Consider the following 17,228-nt stretch of genomic DNA (forward strand, 5'->3'; position numbering starts at 1 on the left):
TGGACCACGCGAGTTTCTCCTCATTGGCCCCACAGGAACGATCGGTTTTCCCTAGAGTCACGCCTCAGGCTTGGCTAAATGGAGAAAACGATGACGTGGAGACTGCAATTAGGTGGAGGCATGCTGGCAGGTGTCCTGGCCTGCCTGTCCCTGAGTGCAAGGGCCGAAACGCCGCGCGACGGGTCCCATGACTTCGACTTCGCTCGCGGTGCGTGGCATACGCACGTGACGCAAGTACTCGACCCATTCGAAGGCGGGACTCACACGGTCACCATGGACGGCACCAAGACGGCGCGGCCGGTCTGGAATGGCCGCGCATGGCTGGAGGAGATCGAGGCCGACGGCCCGGATGGACACTGGGAGGGCGCCACGCTCTTCGTCTACAACGCCAAGGCCGGGCAATGGAGCCAGACCTACATAGACGGCGATACGGGAGCGTTCGAGGCTCCCACGACTGGCAGCTTCAAGGACGGTCGCGGCGAGCTATACGGCACGTCCGTCTATAAGGGACGTACCGTGCTGGTGCGTGGCGTCTGGTCGGACATCACCACCAACTCCCACCGCTTTGAAATTGATTACTCCAGGGACGGCGGCCGAACCTGGGCGACTTCGTTCAAGGCGTACTTGACGCGGGTCAAGCCATAGCGCGGATCCAACCGTGCTTCTCATGGTCGAAAGCGTTCGCGCGGCACGTCGCCCTTGCCATCAGAGTTGCTGCGCCACCAAGGCAAGTCCGGCGCGGAACATCGTCGCGCCACCATTGGAAGGATGGCGGATCTTGTCGGCGTGTACGCCCAGCTTGCGCAGCGAATCGGCGGCGACATTGCCCACGGCCACCACGGTCACGCCAGGCAACGCAGCCATCAGTTGCTGCAGCAGTGCCGCGCCCATGGCCTTCTCCGCTTCGTTGGGCGCACGGTTCGACAAGGGCGTCGCGCCGTGCGGATGCCATGGGAAGGCGCCCCACAGGACGGTGTGATCCATCAAACCTTGTTCACGCAGCGCGTGCCACACGATGGTGGACGATGGCTCGCGCCAGGGTAGCCGCCGCGAAGTAAGTCGGCCGTGCAACTTTCCGATACGCGGCACGCCATCCTCCAGCAGCAGAGCCTCGGAGGTGAACGGGCAACCGGTGATCCGTGTGCCTTGATAGCCTGGCGCCTCGCCGACCAGCAGCAACCTCGGTGCAGGAGCAGACAGATGCAGCCTCAGGCGTTCGCGGCGGCCTTCGATCGCGGCGGGAGCAATGTCGTCGCTGGAGATAGCGTTCCACGGATCGAAGACGTGCGGTATACCGGCGGTCGGCGCCGAGTAGAGTGCTTCCAGGAAGGCTTCGATCTTCGCAGTAGTGCGCATGGCCATAGGCATAAGGCTTAGTGATCTTCCACGAGCGCCATCCGACGCGCCATCCAGTCCATCCGACTTTACGCCCTGATCGCCTCGATCAGTGCTCTCAAACCCGCCGACTGATGTTTGCGACTCGGAAAGTAGAGGAACAGATTTTCCTCCGTCGTGCACCAATCCTCCAGGCAGTATCGAAGTCGACCATCGGCGATATAAGGCGCAGCGCGATCCTCCCACTCATAGGCAAGCCCTACGCCTTGCGCCGCGGCATCGACCATCAGTTCCTGGCTGTCCAGGGCGAGTGGTCCATCGACGTCCACCTGGATGGCTTCGCCCGCCTTGGTGAATTCCCAACCAAAGATGGCGCCGCTGGGAAAGGCGTAGCGAATGCAGAATGTCGTTGCGTTCCTGGCTTCCGATGACGCGCCGTTTGTTTCGGGGCATGGATTGCTGGTGGATGGTGGTTGGTCGATCGCCTGATCGCTTGCAGCACCAATGCACTGCATCCCGAGCAGCACCGATGTGTGCTGCTCGACGCGCGCTGAAAATGCGATCAATGGCCTTTTGAGCTGCTATCCGTTGCGCGTCACAGCCGCTCCATGCGCAGCCACGATGGATCACCGAGCCATGCGCGCTGAAAAGCCGCTCGCGCCGCGGCCGCTTCGCTTTGATGGCCCAGCGCATCTTCGCTTTGGGCCAGTCCATACAACGCCCAGCCGTTCTGCGGCGTTTGCTGCAGCGCTGCCTGGAATGCTCGGCTGGCTTCCTCAAATCGCCCCGCTCCGAACAAAGCCGCGCCAAGCGACTGGCTGACCGGGTAGTACCAGTACGCGGGCTCCTGATAGGGAATCTTGCGCTCGAGCGTGATGGCTTCGCGATAGTGATCCGCTGCCTCGTCGAAGCGGCCTTGCGCGTGCGCAAATCTGCCACGCGCGACAGCTTCGGCAAGCAGAAGGAGATCGGGTGCAGGTACCCCCTGCTCGATCATCGGCGCGAACGCATCGGAAGCACGCAGCGCGGCGAGCGCCCTCAGTTCGCTGTCGAAGGCGGCACGATCTTGTCGCTGGGCATGGGCGACTGCGCGTGAGTAATGGCGCATGGCTACCGCATAGGGAAGACGCGCATCCGCCGGTGGCATGGCGAGTATCGCCTCGGCTTGCGCGAACTGCGCCATCGCCAGATAAGGCGCAGCATCGATCGCCTGCACCCAGGCAATGCGCGCGGACGTCTCCGGATCGAGCACGGTACGCAGTCGACCGGCCTCGCGGATAGCGGTGTCCATGTCGCCGGCCATCTGGGCCGAGGCGACGATGAAATGGATGTTGTGCGGGTAGTAGCCGTAACGCACCAGGCTGTGGTCATCGGTACGGCGAATCAGCCCTTCGTCGGATCGGGCCGCCGCAACGTTGACCCTCATGGCATCGGCATATCGCCCCGTCAATGCATAGATATGCGCCGGCATGTGGACGAGGTGTCCCGCGCTCGGAGCGAGCGGTTGCGCCAAACGATCCGCAGCCGCTTCGGCGCGGCGTGGATCGGCGCTGTTCTCCATGAGATGGATATAGAGGTGAGCCGCCTGCAGGTTTTCCGGATGGCGGGCAAGCACCTTCTCGATCAACGCAACGGCCTCACCGCTGCGCCCTACGGGCGTTCGCTTGTCGGCTTCCCAGTAGTTCCATGGGCTGGTATCCATCGCCGCTTCCGCGGCGAGCACCGCGACGTCGTCGTCGTTCGGAAAGCGACGCGCGACATCCAGCATGGCGTCGGCATAGGCCGCATCGAGCACGGCACGATCAGCCTTCGCATCGCGAGAGTAGCGGCGCGCAATGGCGTCGATCAGCGCCTGCTCAAGTGGCGATGCGTGCGCGCGAAGTGCGAGCGCCCGATCCATCGCAGCCAGCGCGCTGGTCCGGTCGCGATCGTCCATCGGAGCATTGATATTGGGTCCCAGCGCGAGTGCCTCGCCCCACCAGCACATCGCGCAACCCGGATCGAGCCGCTGCGCCTCCCTGAATGAGCGCACCGCTCCCGCGTGATTGAAACCGTAGGTGAGGACCAAGCCCTGATTGAAGTAGCGCCTGGCCTGCTCGCTACGCGTCGTGATCAAGAGCCGAGATCCTGTGAGATCGGCGAAGAGCGGCATGGGCGCCGATGCAACGCCCGCTGGCCCGGCAACAGCCGATGCAAATGCCAGGTGGCGCGTCAGAGACCATGTGGCCGACCCGCTGCCACACATCGCAGTGGCCAGCAGAGCAGGATCAAGAGTCCTTGCTTGGGATAGATAAGACGTGACAAGCGACGAACTGGTGAGTGCAACACCAGCCCCGGCGAGTACTGCGTACTTCAACAACTTGCGCATGGCCAAGGCTCCGTAGAGGAACGTAGCCTGGTCAGGTTACTCGGTCTGCCGGGGGCGTAAATAACCAGAAAGAGAGATCCGCAAATGCGAGGGGCAACATGGGTAGTGGCATCCATGCCGCTGGCTGATTTCAAAGACGGCTGAACGAAATCGACGATTGAAACGGGGATCAGGTTGAGTTCCTCACTGCCCTTCGATCGCGGAACTTAAGCTGACCCCGTTCCTGGTCAGGCGAGGCCGGACAGTCCGTAATTGAAGATCCGCTGTCCTGCTTCTTCTGCTGCATGCTTCAGCGTCGCGACCTCGCTCAAGCGAGCCGCTCGAATCAGCGTTGCGCCCAACACGAGCGATTCCTCTGGACGAGGCGGGCGGGGTTCGCCCGGGTCGTGAGGTTTCGGCAGACCTGGAAGCGGGATGACGGTGCCGCACCAGTCCTCAGAAAACTGGCGCAGCAGACTGGCACCCTGCTCACCACCGGCCTCACGCGCGCGCCGCAGCGCGACGAATGCCAAGGCTCTCGCAAATCCAATTCCACCAGCCTTCGGGGGCAGTGGCTGAGGATTGAGCGCTACAAGATCGCTCAATAACCCGCCGCCATGCCAGTTGGGATGAGGTCTCTTACCCCCGGCGGTGAGTTCATTGTCGAAAAGGCCGTTCAACCCCGCCAGTGCGGCAAGGATCGCCCTGAGAGGTGGCCCAGGATGTGGCCCTACGGGACTGTTCTTCCACCAGTCATCGTCCTCCGTGCTTGCTGCTCTGCGCCAGGGTTCGGGATGTGGCCCCTCGTTGAGCGCATCCCTGATCCATGGTCCCCACGGCCCGACCGGACCGGGATCATCCGGGTTGGGATAGAACGCATCGGTCAGGCGATTGACCAGCGCAATCAATCGAATGTCATTTGCTTCCATTGACGTTCTCCAGAGAATTATCAGGACGTTCTGCCAGACGGCTATCCCATTTCCTTGCGCATTCGAGATCGCCGCTCGATCCAGCGCGCTCCACCGTGCCGTGCCAGCAGGCAACGGGGAACGCGAGTGCTCACGCATCCGCATTTGGGGCGACCGTGAAAGCCGGGCAGGAGACATTCACGAATACCATTCGTCATCTTCTGTACGCGCTCCACGGGCACGTGACACTGCCATATCAGCGACGTCGGAGTAATCCGTGAAACTACGCGCTTTACTTAGGATGAAAGGCATAGACAAATCCGCGACCGACGTTGAGGCATGCAGCTGCAACTTCGATAAATCAAAGCTGGCCACATCGCGTCGCCACACCGTCGAATACGCGGCGCCAGTCGCTTTTTGAGCTGCCGAGGCTCAAGCATTGCCTTGCAAGAGCCGATGCAAATCACGAACGTTTAGCCGTCCGTGTTTGTTCGGCATCAGATACTGCCGCGATGCTATGGGCTTGCGTCTCCGCCAGCCCTGACTTCAAAGTTCGACGCCACCTTAACCTCGGCTACCGTAGGCTCTTGCGCCGGGGTGTTCGCGGGGGCGCTGTTCGCTTTCGGTCCCGCTGGGGTACGCAGCCGACATCGGCTGTCGCGAAGTGGATTCGTTTGGAATGACTGGCTTGGTTTGCTGACTTGGTCGGCACGGTTTCGTGTTGCCTGAACCACGGTCCGCCGTAATGCCGGTCCATACCATCTGGCGTGGGAGATTGGGCGGGGAACACTGGGAAGCCGTGATCGAACGGCTAGGCAGACATGAACCGATGCACGTCCCGCATGGCGTGCGTGGGGAACGTTTGCGGTGCGCTCCGATGCCTATGAATGATCTTCCGTTCCGATGGGAGTCTTTCACGACGGAGGGACGGTCATGCCCAGCAAGACGCGACGCGGCGCCACCATCCAGCGCGACCTGGCCGAGTTGGCCAACGATCCGCGATTTGTCGCCGGCTTCGAGCGCGCGCAGCTCAAGCGCGTGGAACCCATCGTGGGCGGCATCGCCGCGATCGTGGATATCGGGCAATCGGTGATCCGCTCCGATGACTTCCTTTCGATCAATTTCTCGTTGATCAACCTGGACGTGGTCGCGCCCGATGGACACGGCCCGGCCACGCTCAAGGCGAGACAGGGCAAGACTGGCTACATCGTGCTGCGCTTTGCGCCGCAATCGATCTCGGAAGAGGTGTATTACCAGGCGCCCACCGGCAGCATCAAGGACAGGGACCCCCAGTGCCCGCCGACTTCGCCTCCTGCGAACATGGCCGGCGAGCCGCCGCGTTTCCCGCCCATTCCTTCGCGCATTGCCAACGGCAGCCGCGCCGTGTTCCGCTACGACGCCAAGCTGCTGGCCGATGCCAACATGCTGCCGGTGCCTTACACCTTGCAAGGCATACTTGAAGCCTGCCTGCATCTTCCCCTGAGCATCACCGCGAATGCGGCCCGTGGTCCTGCGCGGCGCATCGTGGTCGGTCCACTCACCGGTGTGCTCCAGAAACGCCAGCGCGCCGCTTTCGCCGCGCTCACGCCGGGTCAACAGGCACGCACACTCGCCACGACGCTGCGCAACCTGCGCATTGTGCAGAACGGGGGACCGGAAGGCCTGCATCTGCTGTTGCGTCGCGCCGAACTGCGTGCCGACCAGCTCGCCGTGCCCGCCGAACAAGCTGGCACGGAGGTCCTCGAACCAGGCAGGCCGGTGGCCGGCACGGTTCGGCCCGCTGCGCATCAATCGCTGCACAGCGCATCTGCCATGGCGCTGTATGGCGTGGTCGGATCGGCGGGTCTGGAGGTCACGAAGATACCTCCGTCCTGGTATTTACTTCCGCCCATCCCTAGCCTGCCCACCGCCACGCAAACATCGCTGGAGCTGCCGTATCGGCTGATTCTTTCGCCTAATGAGACCGGCCGCTTCGTGCATGCCATCACTTCGCAGACCTTCACTCCGACGGGCTGCACGCCGCTCTGGCATACGCGGCTGGGCTGCCTGGACGGCACGACCGGCGTCTTCAAGGAAGGCCCGAACAGCGGCACGCAAGTGCGCGCCATATGGGCACGCTTCGGGCCGCAATCGGTGCCGTCCACATTTGATCCCGGCATTCCCAAACCCACCACCACGCCCGCGCCGAACGCGGTTCCGTTCCGCATGACGCTGGACGACCGCGACCGCTTCAACATCGTCCACGAGTCGAGCAACTTCCGTATCTCAGACGGCAACCAGGAACCCATCGAATGCCATCGGCTGATGCTGTCTGCGCTTGGCGGCTGGCTGGATGCACGCGGTGCGTGGAAGGTGCCGCACGGACTGTCGGTGGAAGAATGGGTGCACCAGGCAACGCAAGCGCGCGACCACTACGTGAAGGTGGTCTACAAAGGCTACCTCTGCCCGTTTGGTCATCAGGTCTCGCTGGTAAAAGTGAGCGAGCGCAAGTTCCATCACGACCGACCCGGCAATCCTGCTTATCTGCGCCAGCGAACCTTCATCATCGTGCGCGAGCCGGTGCACAGCTATCCCACGATGACGATTCCATCGAGCGATGCCCTCCCCGGCGTCGCCGACTCCGCCTATACGCGGTATTTCCATCGCCAATTTCCCTTTAGCCAGATCCGTTGCCTCACCCATGTCACGCCTGATCTGCAGAATCCGGGCGGCAAGGACGTTGATGACAAGGACATGCAGATGTTCTGGCCTTGCGTCGATAAGGACACGCCGTTCCGGTTTCGCTTTGTGGGCACCGACTTGGATGGCAAGCACGTCGCATTCGAGATGCCGGGCATCTTCATCGACAACTCACTGGCCAATCCGTCGCCCGACGGCGATCGCAGCGACGCAGAAACGAACTTCGATAAAGTCCAGGCCGACTGGTACACCGACGACAATAAGCCATGGCGCAAGGCGACTACGCACCGGCAACGTGTCTGCATGGCGCCCAGCCAGAAGCACGGCGACACGTCCTGCGAACTGGAGGAGATCGAGTTCGGCATGGAGGTGCGTCAACTGCGCCATGATCCGGCGACGCGTACCGGGCCGCTGACCTATCCCTCGATCCAGCAGGCCACCGCCTTCATCCCCTCGCTCACCTACCTCACCGGCGGCACGACCGGCAGTGAGCTCCACTGGAACAAGCAGTATGCCGCGCGTCGAAACGACTTCGACAAAGGCGAAGTGTTTGCCGATATCAAAAATGGCCCTGACCTGGACTTCACCAGCAAGGGCGACCGTTCGGGCGGTTTCGTGCAACCCAACTTGCGTCCCTCCGGCATGTCACGCCTCGCCGGTCCCTTCGCGGGCGATGTCGCCGCCTTCAACAGCGGGGCCTTCGATGGCTCGCAAGCCTTCAGCGCCATCGTCAACCCCGTGCTGTTCGGCTGCATACCGCTGGGCGAATTGCTCAACCTGGTGAACATCGATACGGACGGCATCGACAGGCTGCCGAAGTTCGTCTCCGAAGCGGCTGACGCGTTGCAAGACTTCATCGGCGCCCTGGGCAACACCAACGACCTGCTCGGTCAGCTCGAGGGCATGGCCTCATCGGCCGCGCAGTCGGCGCTGGAGCAGGCCATCGACCTGGCCTTCAAACAGATCAAGCCGCAGATCCAGGCGCTCGATGCCACCACCGCCACCCTGGCCGGCAAGCTCGATCAGGCCGCGGGCGCGGGCAAAGGCCTGATCAACGCGATCAAGGCGGCCGATGCATTCAAGCCGCCAGCGAGCGGACTCACCACCGCGCTCAACAACATGCAGGGCGAGCTGGGCAATTTGCTGGCGGCAGTAAACCTGCGCATCACCCAGTTGCCAGGCAGCGGACTTTCCACCGCCGTGCAGAATGTCGTGCAGCAACAGCTCGTACCGATACGCACTCGCGTCGCGCAAATCCAGGCGCTAGTCGATGACATCAGGCGCATTCCGGCCATGGTGGGTCCCGCTGAGGCACTGTTCAACGCGGTGTCCAAGTTGCTTGTTCAGCCCGAGCAATTGCCCGACCTGCTGGCGAACACGACTGATCTGAAGAACAACATCGACGCCGTGGGCAACGCGTTGACGGACTTCCAGGCGGCGTTCGACAAGATCAACCTCTTCGCCGGCGGCGTGCGCGGGACCGTCGACAGGATCGCCATCACGCTGCGCTCAATCACCGATAAAGCGGCGGACATCACGCAGTTGCTTTCCTCGCTGCTTGGCGACGAGATCACCGTGCGTTTTGACTGGCACCCCATCATAAAGCCCTGGCCTGAGCCGTCCAACACGCTGTACGGCCCGCTGGGTACGCTGTTCCAGCCGCGCGACAAGGATGCCTTCATCGTGGCGGTCGAGGCCAAGGTGAAGAAGAGCACCGGCGAGGCGCATGTGAAGGTGCTCTGCGGCCTGCGCGCTTTCGACCTGATCCTGTTGGGCGAGAAGCTGGGCTTCATGAAGCTCGCGTTCGAGAAGATCGAGTTCCGCGCGGATTCCTCGGCCAAGATGGACGTGGACGTGAAGTTCGACGGCATCCACTTCATCGGGCCATTGAAGTTCGTCGAAACATTGAAGGACCTGATTCCGCTGGATGGCTTTTCCGATCCGCCGTCGCTGGACATTTCACCGAAAGGCATCGACGCGAGCTTCTCGATGGCCCTGCCGAACCTGGCCGTCGGTGTGCTCAACCTGAGCAATCTCAGTCTGGGCGCTGGCTTCACGGTGCCCTTCATCGGCCAGCCGTTGTCGGTGCGCTTCAACTTCTGCACACGCGAACAACCGTTCTGCCTCACCGTCTCGATGTTCGGTGGTGGCGGTTTCTTCGGCATCACCATCGATCCGCACGGCGTGCAATTGATGGAGGCGGCCTTTGAGTTTGGCGCCGCCATCGCGGTGGACTTCGGCGTGGCTTCCGGCGGCGTGCATGTGATGGCCGGCATCTACTTCCGCATGGAAAAGGATGCCTGTCAGCTGGCGGGCTACTTCCGCCTGGGCGGCAATGTGAGCGTGCTGGGCATCATCTCGGTGTCGATCGAGCTTTACCTGGCGCTGAGCTACGACAGCGGCACCGGCAAGGCCAAGGGCGAGGCCACGCTGACCATCGCGGTGAGCCTGTTCATGTTCTCGGTCAGCGCAGCCATCCACTGCGAGCGCAGCTTTGCCGGTTCCAACGGCGATCCATCGTTTGCCGCATTGATGGGGCCGGAAGCCGGGCCCGTCACCGACGACTCGAAGTATCCCTGGCACGACTACGTCGACGCTTTCGCCTGAGCGAAAGGAACCACGCTCGCAAGGAGACGATCATGGCGGAAAAACTGGTCTGGACCGTGCTGCCCAACGGCTTCGACAAGCAGGGCCACCTGCGCGTGTCCATCGTGCTTTCACCCAGGCTTACCCCGGATCCGGACAGTGGCAATGCGCAGGCGCTGCTGTCGGGCTATCCGGATTTCCTGGACTGGCCCGCAACGCTGGCACAGCTCGGCTTTTGGCTGAAGACAGATGGCGCGACGTTCGATCTCAAGGTCGACCAAGTCGCCGACAGCGTCAGCTGGAAGAAGCTGTTCACGCCAGACATGGGCGTGGCGCCGTTCGTGTACACGGACATGAGCCAGCACAACCTCCATTCCTTTCCGGTGCGCCACGTCGTGCGTTTCCTGAAGGACCACTACGGCGACCTCGCCGCACAGCAGGGGCTGGATCGCCCCGCCCTGTTCCCCATTGGCCGCAGTCCGTTCAAGCCGATGATCACCCAGGCGGCCGGCGGCGAACGCTGGGGCCGGCGCAAGTACGACAACCGCCGACCCAATGGCATCGGCGACTTGCTGGCGAACAGCGACATCGACCAGCGAGTGCGTGGCGAATACTTCGGCAAACACAGCAAATATGTACCGGAACAGATCGTCGGCATCGACGGCCGCCTCACCGCCAACAAGAAGCACACACCAACGCGTGCACTACCGGGCGATCTACCCCCGGGCCTCAAGAACCTGTTCGGCAAGAGCACGCCGGCTTACGCGCTTTACCAAGCGAACCGGTTCTATTCGCGGGAAGAGACGCCGCCGACCTACGTGCCTTATCCCGATCCCACCGTGACCAGGCAAGCCATACCCACGCCGAAATACGACTTCCACAAGGTGGTGGGTTCGTTCGGTGATGCGCCGAAGTTGATGCGCACGCTCGGCCTGGTCATCGATGCCACCGTGGTCGGCGCGGAACCACTCATCGAACAGGGGCGTGCCAGCCCCGCCGGCATCGCCGGCACCATGCAGCTGGTGGTCAAGCACCGTGGACACAGCACCGCCGAGGACTCCACGCCACGCACGGCCTGGCACCTGACCGGCAGGCGCTTCATCGTGCGCAGCCGCACGACCACCGATGTCACGGACGGATTCCTGGCGCTGGCCGGCGCGATGGAAGTAGCGCGCTCGGATGACGCCAAGGGCGCCGACAGCAGGTCACCCTTCAGCCTGATCCAGGTCGATGCCGACGGTTCAGCGATCAAGACGGTGAACTTCGTCAACAGCACGCTCACCCACCTGCAGAACACGCCTGATCCGGACGACGACGACCCTCTGGGCAAACCGGCAGGGATCGCGTACACCACCAACAACAACCAGGAGGCCACGCCTGCGCTGCGCTCGGCCGGCATCACCGTGACGCGCCACAACCGCGCTACCGACCTGGCAGCGGACCTCGCTGCGCATTCGCTCAAGAACGATGCACTGGACGACGCCGGCCAGTCCGCGAACGTGCTGCTCTACGCCGAAGATGTGCTGCGCGGCTTCCGCGTGGATGTGCGGGAGAAGCGCACTGGCCAGTGGCGCTCGCTGTGCGCCCGCATCGCCAAGTATCGGGTCACCAAGGACCAATCGAAGCTCATCGATGACGTGCCGGACGAAGGTTGCGTGCAAGGGCCTTCGACCACCACCCAGGCCGCGCCGAAAGACGTGGACAACAACAAGGACACCCAGGATCACTACCTGCACGAGGCACTGTTCAAGTGGGCTGGCTGGAGCCTGGTCGCGCCACGTCCCGGCAAGCGCATCGTGCCCATCAACGAACACGGCCTGATCCAGGAAGAAACCGTGCAGGCGCACGCCGATGCCGATGCCGCCGACGGCGCGTCGCCCGTGCTGACGGTGACGGAGTCGCGACAGGGCACGCTGCCGCGCCTTCGCTTCGGCGATACCTATCGCTTGCGCGCGCGCACGGTCGACCTCGCCGGCAACAGCCTGGAGTTGGACGACAAGTCGATTTCCGATCTGGAGCAGGCCAGCGAAGAAATCACCTATCGCCGCCTGGAACCCGTGGACCCGCCGGTACTCTCGCTGCACGGCCGCGTGTCGGAAGGCGAGTCGTTGGAGCGGGCCGTGATCCGCTCCGATGTGGTGGCGACGGACGCGGGCTACCAGAGCCTGTCCACCAGCCAGTACATCGCGCAAGGTCCCTATGCGCTAAACGATCCACTGGTGAGCGGTTTCGCATACGTCGATGTCAATCTCCGTCACGTGGTGCCGCCGAAAACCTCGCAGACGCTGGCCGAGCAGCACGGCTGCTTCGACGACGCCTTCGATGCACCCGCCGGCCCCGGCAAGAACGCCGCCATCCACCAGGCCTTCGACCTGATCGCCAAGCGCGAGGCCGGCACCCTGTATGACGGCGGGGCAGCAGTGAAGATCATCACGCCCGCCATCGATGGCGCGTCCAAAGAACAAGCGCTGGCGCAGTCACCACCCGAAGGCTTCCGACTGCAGCCGGGCGAATACGTCGTGCACACCGAAGATCGCCTGGCCACGCCTTACCTGCCTGACCCCACGGCAGCGGCCGTCGTACTTCGCGGCGTGCCGGGCATCGTCGCGCCGGTGGTGATCGACGCCGCCGACAACGTGCACGCCGACTACATTCCACTCACCCAGGAACTCGTGCTCTACGTGCCATTGAAAGGCACCTGGCCTGACATCGATGGATTCCGCATCGCCATCATCGAACTGGCCGAACAGATCGACGCGGCGCCATGCACAGACACCGTCGACGCCACGCATGCCCTTCCGACCTGGGACAGCGCCAAACGCACGCTGACGATCTTCCTGCTTAAAGGCGAGATTGCACCCGTGCGCTACTCCACCGGCATCCGCGTGGACCATATCCTCAAGATGGGATTGCCCGCATGGACCAGCACGCCGCTGGGCGGTGTCTGGGCGGCCATACTCGGTATCTGCGGCGCCAACTGGACGATGACGCCCGATCGCACGCTCACCCTCGTGCATGCCACCCAGCATCCGGTGTGCGAGCCGACCTTCCTCACCATCCATACCAAACGCGAAACGGGCGCCACGTGGCTCGACTTCCAGGGTGAAACCTTCGTGCGCTATCACGCGCGCAGCACCGGTCAACTCGAAGTGATGGCCGACTGGATGGAGTGGATCGACGACCCGGCCGCAGGCAAGCCGTACCGCAAGCACGTCACGGCGCGGCTCAAGCCCGTGCGCATCGAGCAGCCCGGCATCGACACCAGCGAGCCCACCAGGTCGGACTTCGGACTCCTGGGACCCTTGCCCGACAGCGGCACGGTTCGCCCGCATGTGCGCCACGATTTCGGCGACCAGAAGTTCCGCTTCGTACGCTACAGCCTGCTGGCGACAACGCGCTTTCGCGAATACCTGCCGCCATCGATCACGGCTGACCCGGCACAGGTGACGCGGCAAGGGCAGCCCTGTTTGCGCGATGCGCTCGCGCTGCCTGCGAACTATCACGACGACACCGTTGAAGCGACCGACGTGGCATGCGGCGCGCCCTTGCTCCTATCGAACGTTGCGCCGCAGGGATACATCGTCCCCGCCTCGGGCCGGCCCAAACCGCCGCACCTGGTCTACATCATGCCTACGCAACACTGGTCCGACGCGGAGGTCGGCGGTGTGCATCGCGTGGTACGCGACGGCGGCACCTTGCGCATCTATCTGGAGCGCCCCTGGTTCACCTCCGGCGATGGCGAGCTATTGGGCGTCGTCGTGATCTCGGGCAGCAATCCCCAACAACTGTGCCACCTGACCGAGCCGAGCGAAGCTTTCGTCAGCCAATGGGGACAGGACCCGTTGTTCGACTCCACGTTGCCACACGGCACGCTGACCGCCGCCGCGTTTCCCAACGCCGTCTACACGCAAACCGAGCGTCTTCCCGAAGCCAATCAAGACATGCTGATTGCCGGGCACCGCGTCTACTTCGATGCGGAGCGCAACGAGTGGTTTGCCGAAGTGCGCATCGACGCCGGCGACAGCTACATGCCCTTCGTTCGCCTGTGCCTCGTGCGCTATCAACCCAACGCGAACCATGACGTACGCTTGTCGACCGTCGTGGTCGCGCCCTATGCGCAACTCCTGCCGCGCCGTCGCATCGACGTATCCAAAGCGCGCGATGCGTATACGTTCAAGGTGTATGGCCCGGTGCCCACGCAAGGCGCGGGCTCCACCGCCGCCATGTATCCGGGCGTGTCGTCCCTGCTAAGTGAATACTTTGGCCCCGGACCCGGCCACAACCGCATCGAAGTCGTGCTGCAATGGCAGAACACGACCTTCGAAACCGACCTCGACTGGTTCGACGTACCCAACCAGACCCACCCCAGCGCCGACGCCACCCCCCAACAAGCGGTGCTCGGCCTGCTCGACCAGATCGGCGCCACCATGCTGACGAGCTTTGCCCAAGATCAACACGTCGCAACGACGACACCCGCGCCTAGCCGGGAAGCGGCGACAGCAAACGTTGCGCAAACAGCAAAGATCACCCACCTCACCCCAGAGCTGATCGCACAACTGGTCTCACTCGACACCTGCGTCTGGGTCGGCCGTATCAGCGTACCCGCCAACCTCCAAGGCAAACGCCTGCGCCTGATGCTGCGCGAATACGAACGGCATCTGTCCGACCAGGAAGTCGTCGTCCAGCCGTTTCCGTTCCATCAGCCCAAGGTGGTTGAGCGCCTGGTCTTTGCGCGGGAGTTTCCGTTGGCGCCTGCCATCACCTGACCCTACGATGCATTGTGGGGCGGCCAAATCGACGGCCCTATCCTGTCATGTCCGCCATGGATCGGAGACTGACATGAGTGCGCGCAACCGCCGCCCTGCCGTGCTCAGGATGGCTCAGGAGATGCACCGATTCCGCGCAAAATTCGCTGCACAACTTCGGCGCCTATGCGTTCGACTTCCCCCTGTGCCGGAGCTACGTTGCCCACTCTCAGCGCCGCCGCACCATGGACGGTGCTCCAAGTGAACAACAGATCGCCTGGTGATGGTGGCAGCGCCATCACGCCGGTTTCGTGCAGCCCTTGCAGTGCCGCCGGCAGATACGAGTAGCTGGTCGGTTTGCCCGTTTGCAATGCGTTGGCACGGGTTTGCACCGCATACGTACCAAAGATCAGGCGCCACATGGCCGGCTGATCGTCGGCGAAGCGCAGATACGCCACGCCCAAGCGGTGCAGGCGTGCAATCGCCTCCGGGCCATCTGCCGGCGGGGTGTGGAGATCGAATGCGTCAGCAAAGCGCTCCTGGAGCTGGGCGATGCCGATGGCAGCAAGCTCCGCCAGCAAAGCTTCGCGGCTGGCGAAGTGCCGGTACACCGCCGCGCCACTGACGCCCAGTCCCGAGGCGAGCTCGCGTAAAGAGATGTGCTCGATGTCAGCCGCCTTTCCTGCGGCCTCAAGCAGGGCCCGTCGCAGGTCTCCGTGGTGATACCGCCCTCCGGCAGGATCGGAGGGCTTAGTCATGGCTGAATGTTAACGCTGTTGACATCGGTAGTTTTGCGGTCTAAGTTAACGGTCATAACATTGATCCTTCGATGCCAGCGGCCATCCGATTTCGAAGCACGTCCTGACGCAATAACCCCATCCCCATCCAGCGATGGTCGCCCCATGACGCCTCCCAAACCCCATTCAATCAAGGTCTGGTCGATACCGACCAGTCTCAGTCAGTTAGCGGTCTACGATACCGGCATACCGGGCGGCGCGGGCGCCTCTTCGGAGGTGCTGGTCCTGTGGCCGTCGGTTCTGGCCGACCACCGGATCTACGATGCGCAGGTGGCCGCCCTGCGGGAATGCCATCGACTGATCCTCATCGACGGCCCCGGTCATGGCGCCAGCGGCCCATCGGCTGGCGGCTTCAGCATGGCGCAATGCGCGGATGCCTTGAAGCAGGTGCTGGACGTACTCCAGATCGTCAAGCCTGTCGTTTGCATTGGCACGTCCTGGGGCGGCCTCGTTGCGGGTGAGTTTGCGCTAAACCATCCCGAGCGCACTCGCGCCGTCGTCATGCTGAACACTCCTGTCTTCAAGACCCGTGCGCGCTGGCGCGATAGCTTCGTCAGTTGGGGCGCACGCTGGCTGAAATTTACCAAGGTATACGTACAGGGTGTGGCCGATGCTTATTTTATGCCCGAGACGCGAAAGCGCGAGTCCGCCCTGATGGAAGGATTCCGCGAACATATCCGGCGGGCCGACGGCAGGGCGCTGTCGCAGGCCGTTCGTTCGGTACTGCTGGAAAGAGACGATCTCTCGTCGCGTCTGAAGAACATTGCTGCGCCAACGCTTTTCGTCGCCGGAACGCACGATGCCATGTACCCGGTGGACGATCTTCGCCATGCGGCCGCTCAGTTGACGCGCGGCCGCTTCATCGAGCTGCCAACGGCCCATCTCTCGGTAGTCGACGCTCCCGCTGAAACCACGCGAGCCATCGATTCGTTCTTGAACGAGCTGAACCTCACGAGCCCCTTAAGGCTCAGGGAGCTGAAGCTTGAAGAATGAACGGCAAGTTGTACTGGTCACCGGCGGCACGCGGGGCATCGGTGCAGCGATCGCCTCGCAGCTCCGTGGACGGGGGCATCGCGTGTACGTGACCCAGCGCGCGCCGGTTGAGCGCGGGCCGCAGGGCAGCCCCGAGGTGCTGAGTCTGGACATTACCAGCGCGGCCTCGGTCGAGGCTTGTGTGCAAGAACTGCTGCGGCGTGAGGGTCACATCGATGCGCTGATCAACAATGCCGGCTACGACCTGTTCGGTGCCGTGCTGGAGACCCAGTGGCACGAATTCATGGATCAGCTGGACACGAACTTTCTCGGCGCGGTGCGCATGGTCCAGGCCGTCTTGCCGCACATGCTGGAACGCCGCTCGGGGCGCATCATCAACATCAGCTCGATCGGAGGTGAGATTGGCCTTCCGATGAACGCGGCTTACTCAGCCAGCAAGTTTGCCCTCGAGGGCTACACCGAATCGCTGCGCCATGAGCTGATGCCTCTTGGCCTCTATGCCTGCACTGTCAGCCCGAGCCCGGTGGCCACTGGCTCGCTCGAGCAGTCGATTCGAGAAGTCAGTGCGGCTGACAATCCGTTCGCTCACAGGCGAGCCCAGTTGGTTAGCCGCATGCGCCGCGACGGCCTTGCGAGTCGCACTCGGCCCGAGCATGTGGCGGCCGCTGTCGTGCAAGCCATCCAAGCCCGAGTGCCGGCGCCGCGTTACCGGGTAGGCTCGCTCGCGCGCTGGATCCCTCGCCTGAAAGGCTGGCTGCCCGACTCGCTGTTTGAGCGATTCATGCGCCGCACCTTTCCCTGATCTGCAAGTCCGTTCGTACAAGCCTCTGGGCGTGAC

10 protein-coding genes are annotated in these 17,228 nt (G+C 63.1%); 5 read left to right on the top strand and 5 right to left on the bottom strand.

Going from position 1 to position 17,228, the window contains the following annotated elements; translation table 11 throughout:
- The first annotated feature begins 90 nt into the window (after positions 1–90).
- On the top strand, positions 91–645 hold the full coding sequence (locus AB4Y82_RS12815; RefSeq protein ID WP_441611355.1) for a hypothetical protein: 555 nt from the start codon (positions 91–93) through the stop codon (positions 643–645).
- A 60-nt stretch (positions 646–705) separates the two neighbouring features.
- On the opposite strand, the gene AB4Y82_RS12820 is transcribed toward AB4Y82_RS12815, so the two are convergent.
- The 4 genes from AB4Y82_RS12820 to AB4Y82_RS12835 form a co-directional block, all read right to left on the bottom strand.
- The gene (locus tag AB4Y82_RS12820; protein ID WP_441602080.1) at positions 706–1,356 is read right to left on the bottom strand and encodes a uracil-DNA glycosylase; all 651 of its coding nucleotides are present in this window, start codon (positions 1,354–1,356) and stop codon (positions 706–708) included.
- Between the two features lie 68 nt (positions 1,357–1,424).
- The gene (locus AB4Y82_RS12825) at positions 1,425–1,901 is read right to left on the bottom strand and encodes a LysR substrate-binding domain-containing protein (RefSeq protein ID WP_441602079.1); all 477 of its coding nucleotides are present in this window, start codon (positions 1,899–1,901) and stop codon (positions 1,425–1,427) included.
- A 29-nt stretch (positions 1,902–1,930) separates the two neighbouring features.
- Complete coding sequence (locus AB4Y82_RS12830; RefSeq protein WP_441602078.1) at positions 1,931–3,451, bottom strand: tetratricopeptide repeat protein; 1,521 nt, start codon at positions 3,449–3,451, stop codon at positions 1,931–1,933.
- Positions 3,452–3,930: 479 nt separating this feature from the next.
- On the bottom strand, positions 3,931–4,611 hold the full coding sequence (locus AB4Y82_RS12835) for a hypothetical protein (RefSeq protein WP_441611356.1): 681 nt from the start codon (positions 4,609–4,611) through the stop codon (positions 3,931–3,933).
- A 912-nt stretch (positions 4,612–5,523) separates the two neighbouring features.
- Between AB4Y82_RS12835 and AB4Y82_RS12840 the strand changes: the two genes are divergently transcribed.
- Positions 5,524–9,876, top strand: coding sequence for a hypothetical protein (locus AB4Y82_RS12840; protein ID WP_441602076.1), 4,353 nt, complete (start codon positions 5,524–5,526; stop codon positions 9,874–9,876).
- A 32-nt stretch (positions 9,877–9,908) separates the two neighbouring features.
- Positions 9,909–14,621 carry a hypothetical protein gene (locus AB4Y82_RS12845; RefSeq protein ID WP_441611358.1) on the top strand — a complete coding sequence of 1,571 codons (4,713 nt, stop codon included), beginning with the start codon at positions 9,909–9,911 and terminating at the stop codon, positions 14,619–14,621.
- Positions 14,622–14,725: 104 nt separating this feature from the next.
- On the opposite strand, the gene AB4Y82_RS12850 is transcribed toward AB4Y82_RS12845, so the two are convergent.
- On the bottom strand, positions 14,726–15,358 hold the full coding sequence (locus tag AB4Y82_RS12850) for a TetR/AcrR family transcriptional regulator (protein ID WP_441602074.1): 633 nt from the start codon (positions 15,356–15,358) through the stop codon (positions 14,726–14,728).
- 144 nt (positions 15,359–15,502) lie between these two features.
- On the opposite strand from AB4Y82_RS12850, the gene AB4Y82_RS12855 reads away from it, so the two are divergent.
- Both AB4Y82_RS12855 and AB4Y82_RS12860 read left to right on the top strand, forming a co-directional pair.
- Positions 15,503–16,390 (top strand): alpha/beta fold hydrolase, encoded by an 888-nt coding sequence (locus AB4Y82_RS12855; protein WP_441602073.1) that lies wholly within the window; start codon positions 15,503–15,505, stop codon positions 16,388–16,390.
- Positions 16,380–17,192 (top strand): SDR family NAD(P)-dependent oxidoreductase, encoded by an 813-nt coding sequence (locus AB4Y82_RS12860; RefSeq protein WP_441602072.1) that lies wholly within the window; start codon positions 16,380–16,382, stop codon positions 17,190–17,192. The genes AB4Y82_RS12855 and AB4Y82_RS12860 overlap by 11 nt, the downstream gene beginning before the upstream one ends.
- Positions 17,193–17,228: the final 36 nt, after the last annotated feature.

This window comes from Dyella sp. 2YAF14 (genome assembly GCF_052114725.1).
In the GTDB taxonomy this organism is placed as follows: Bacteria; Pseudomonadota; Gammaproteobacteria; order Xanthomonadales; family Rhodanobacteraceae; genus Dyella.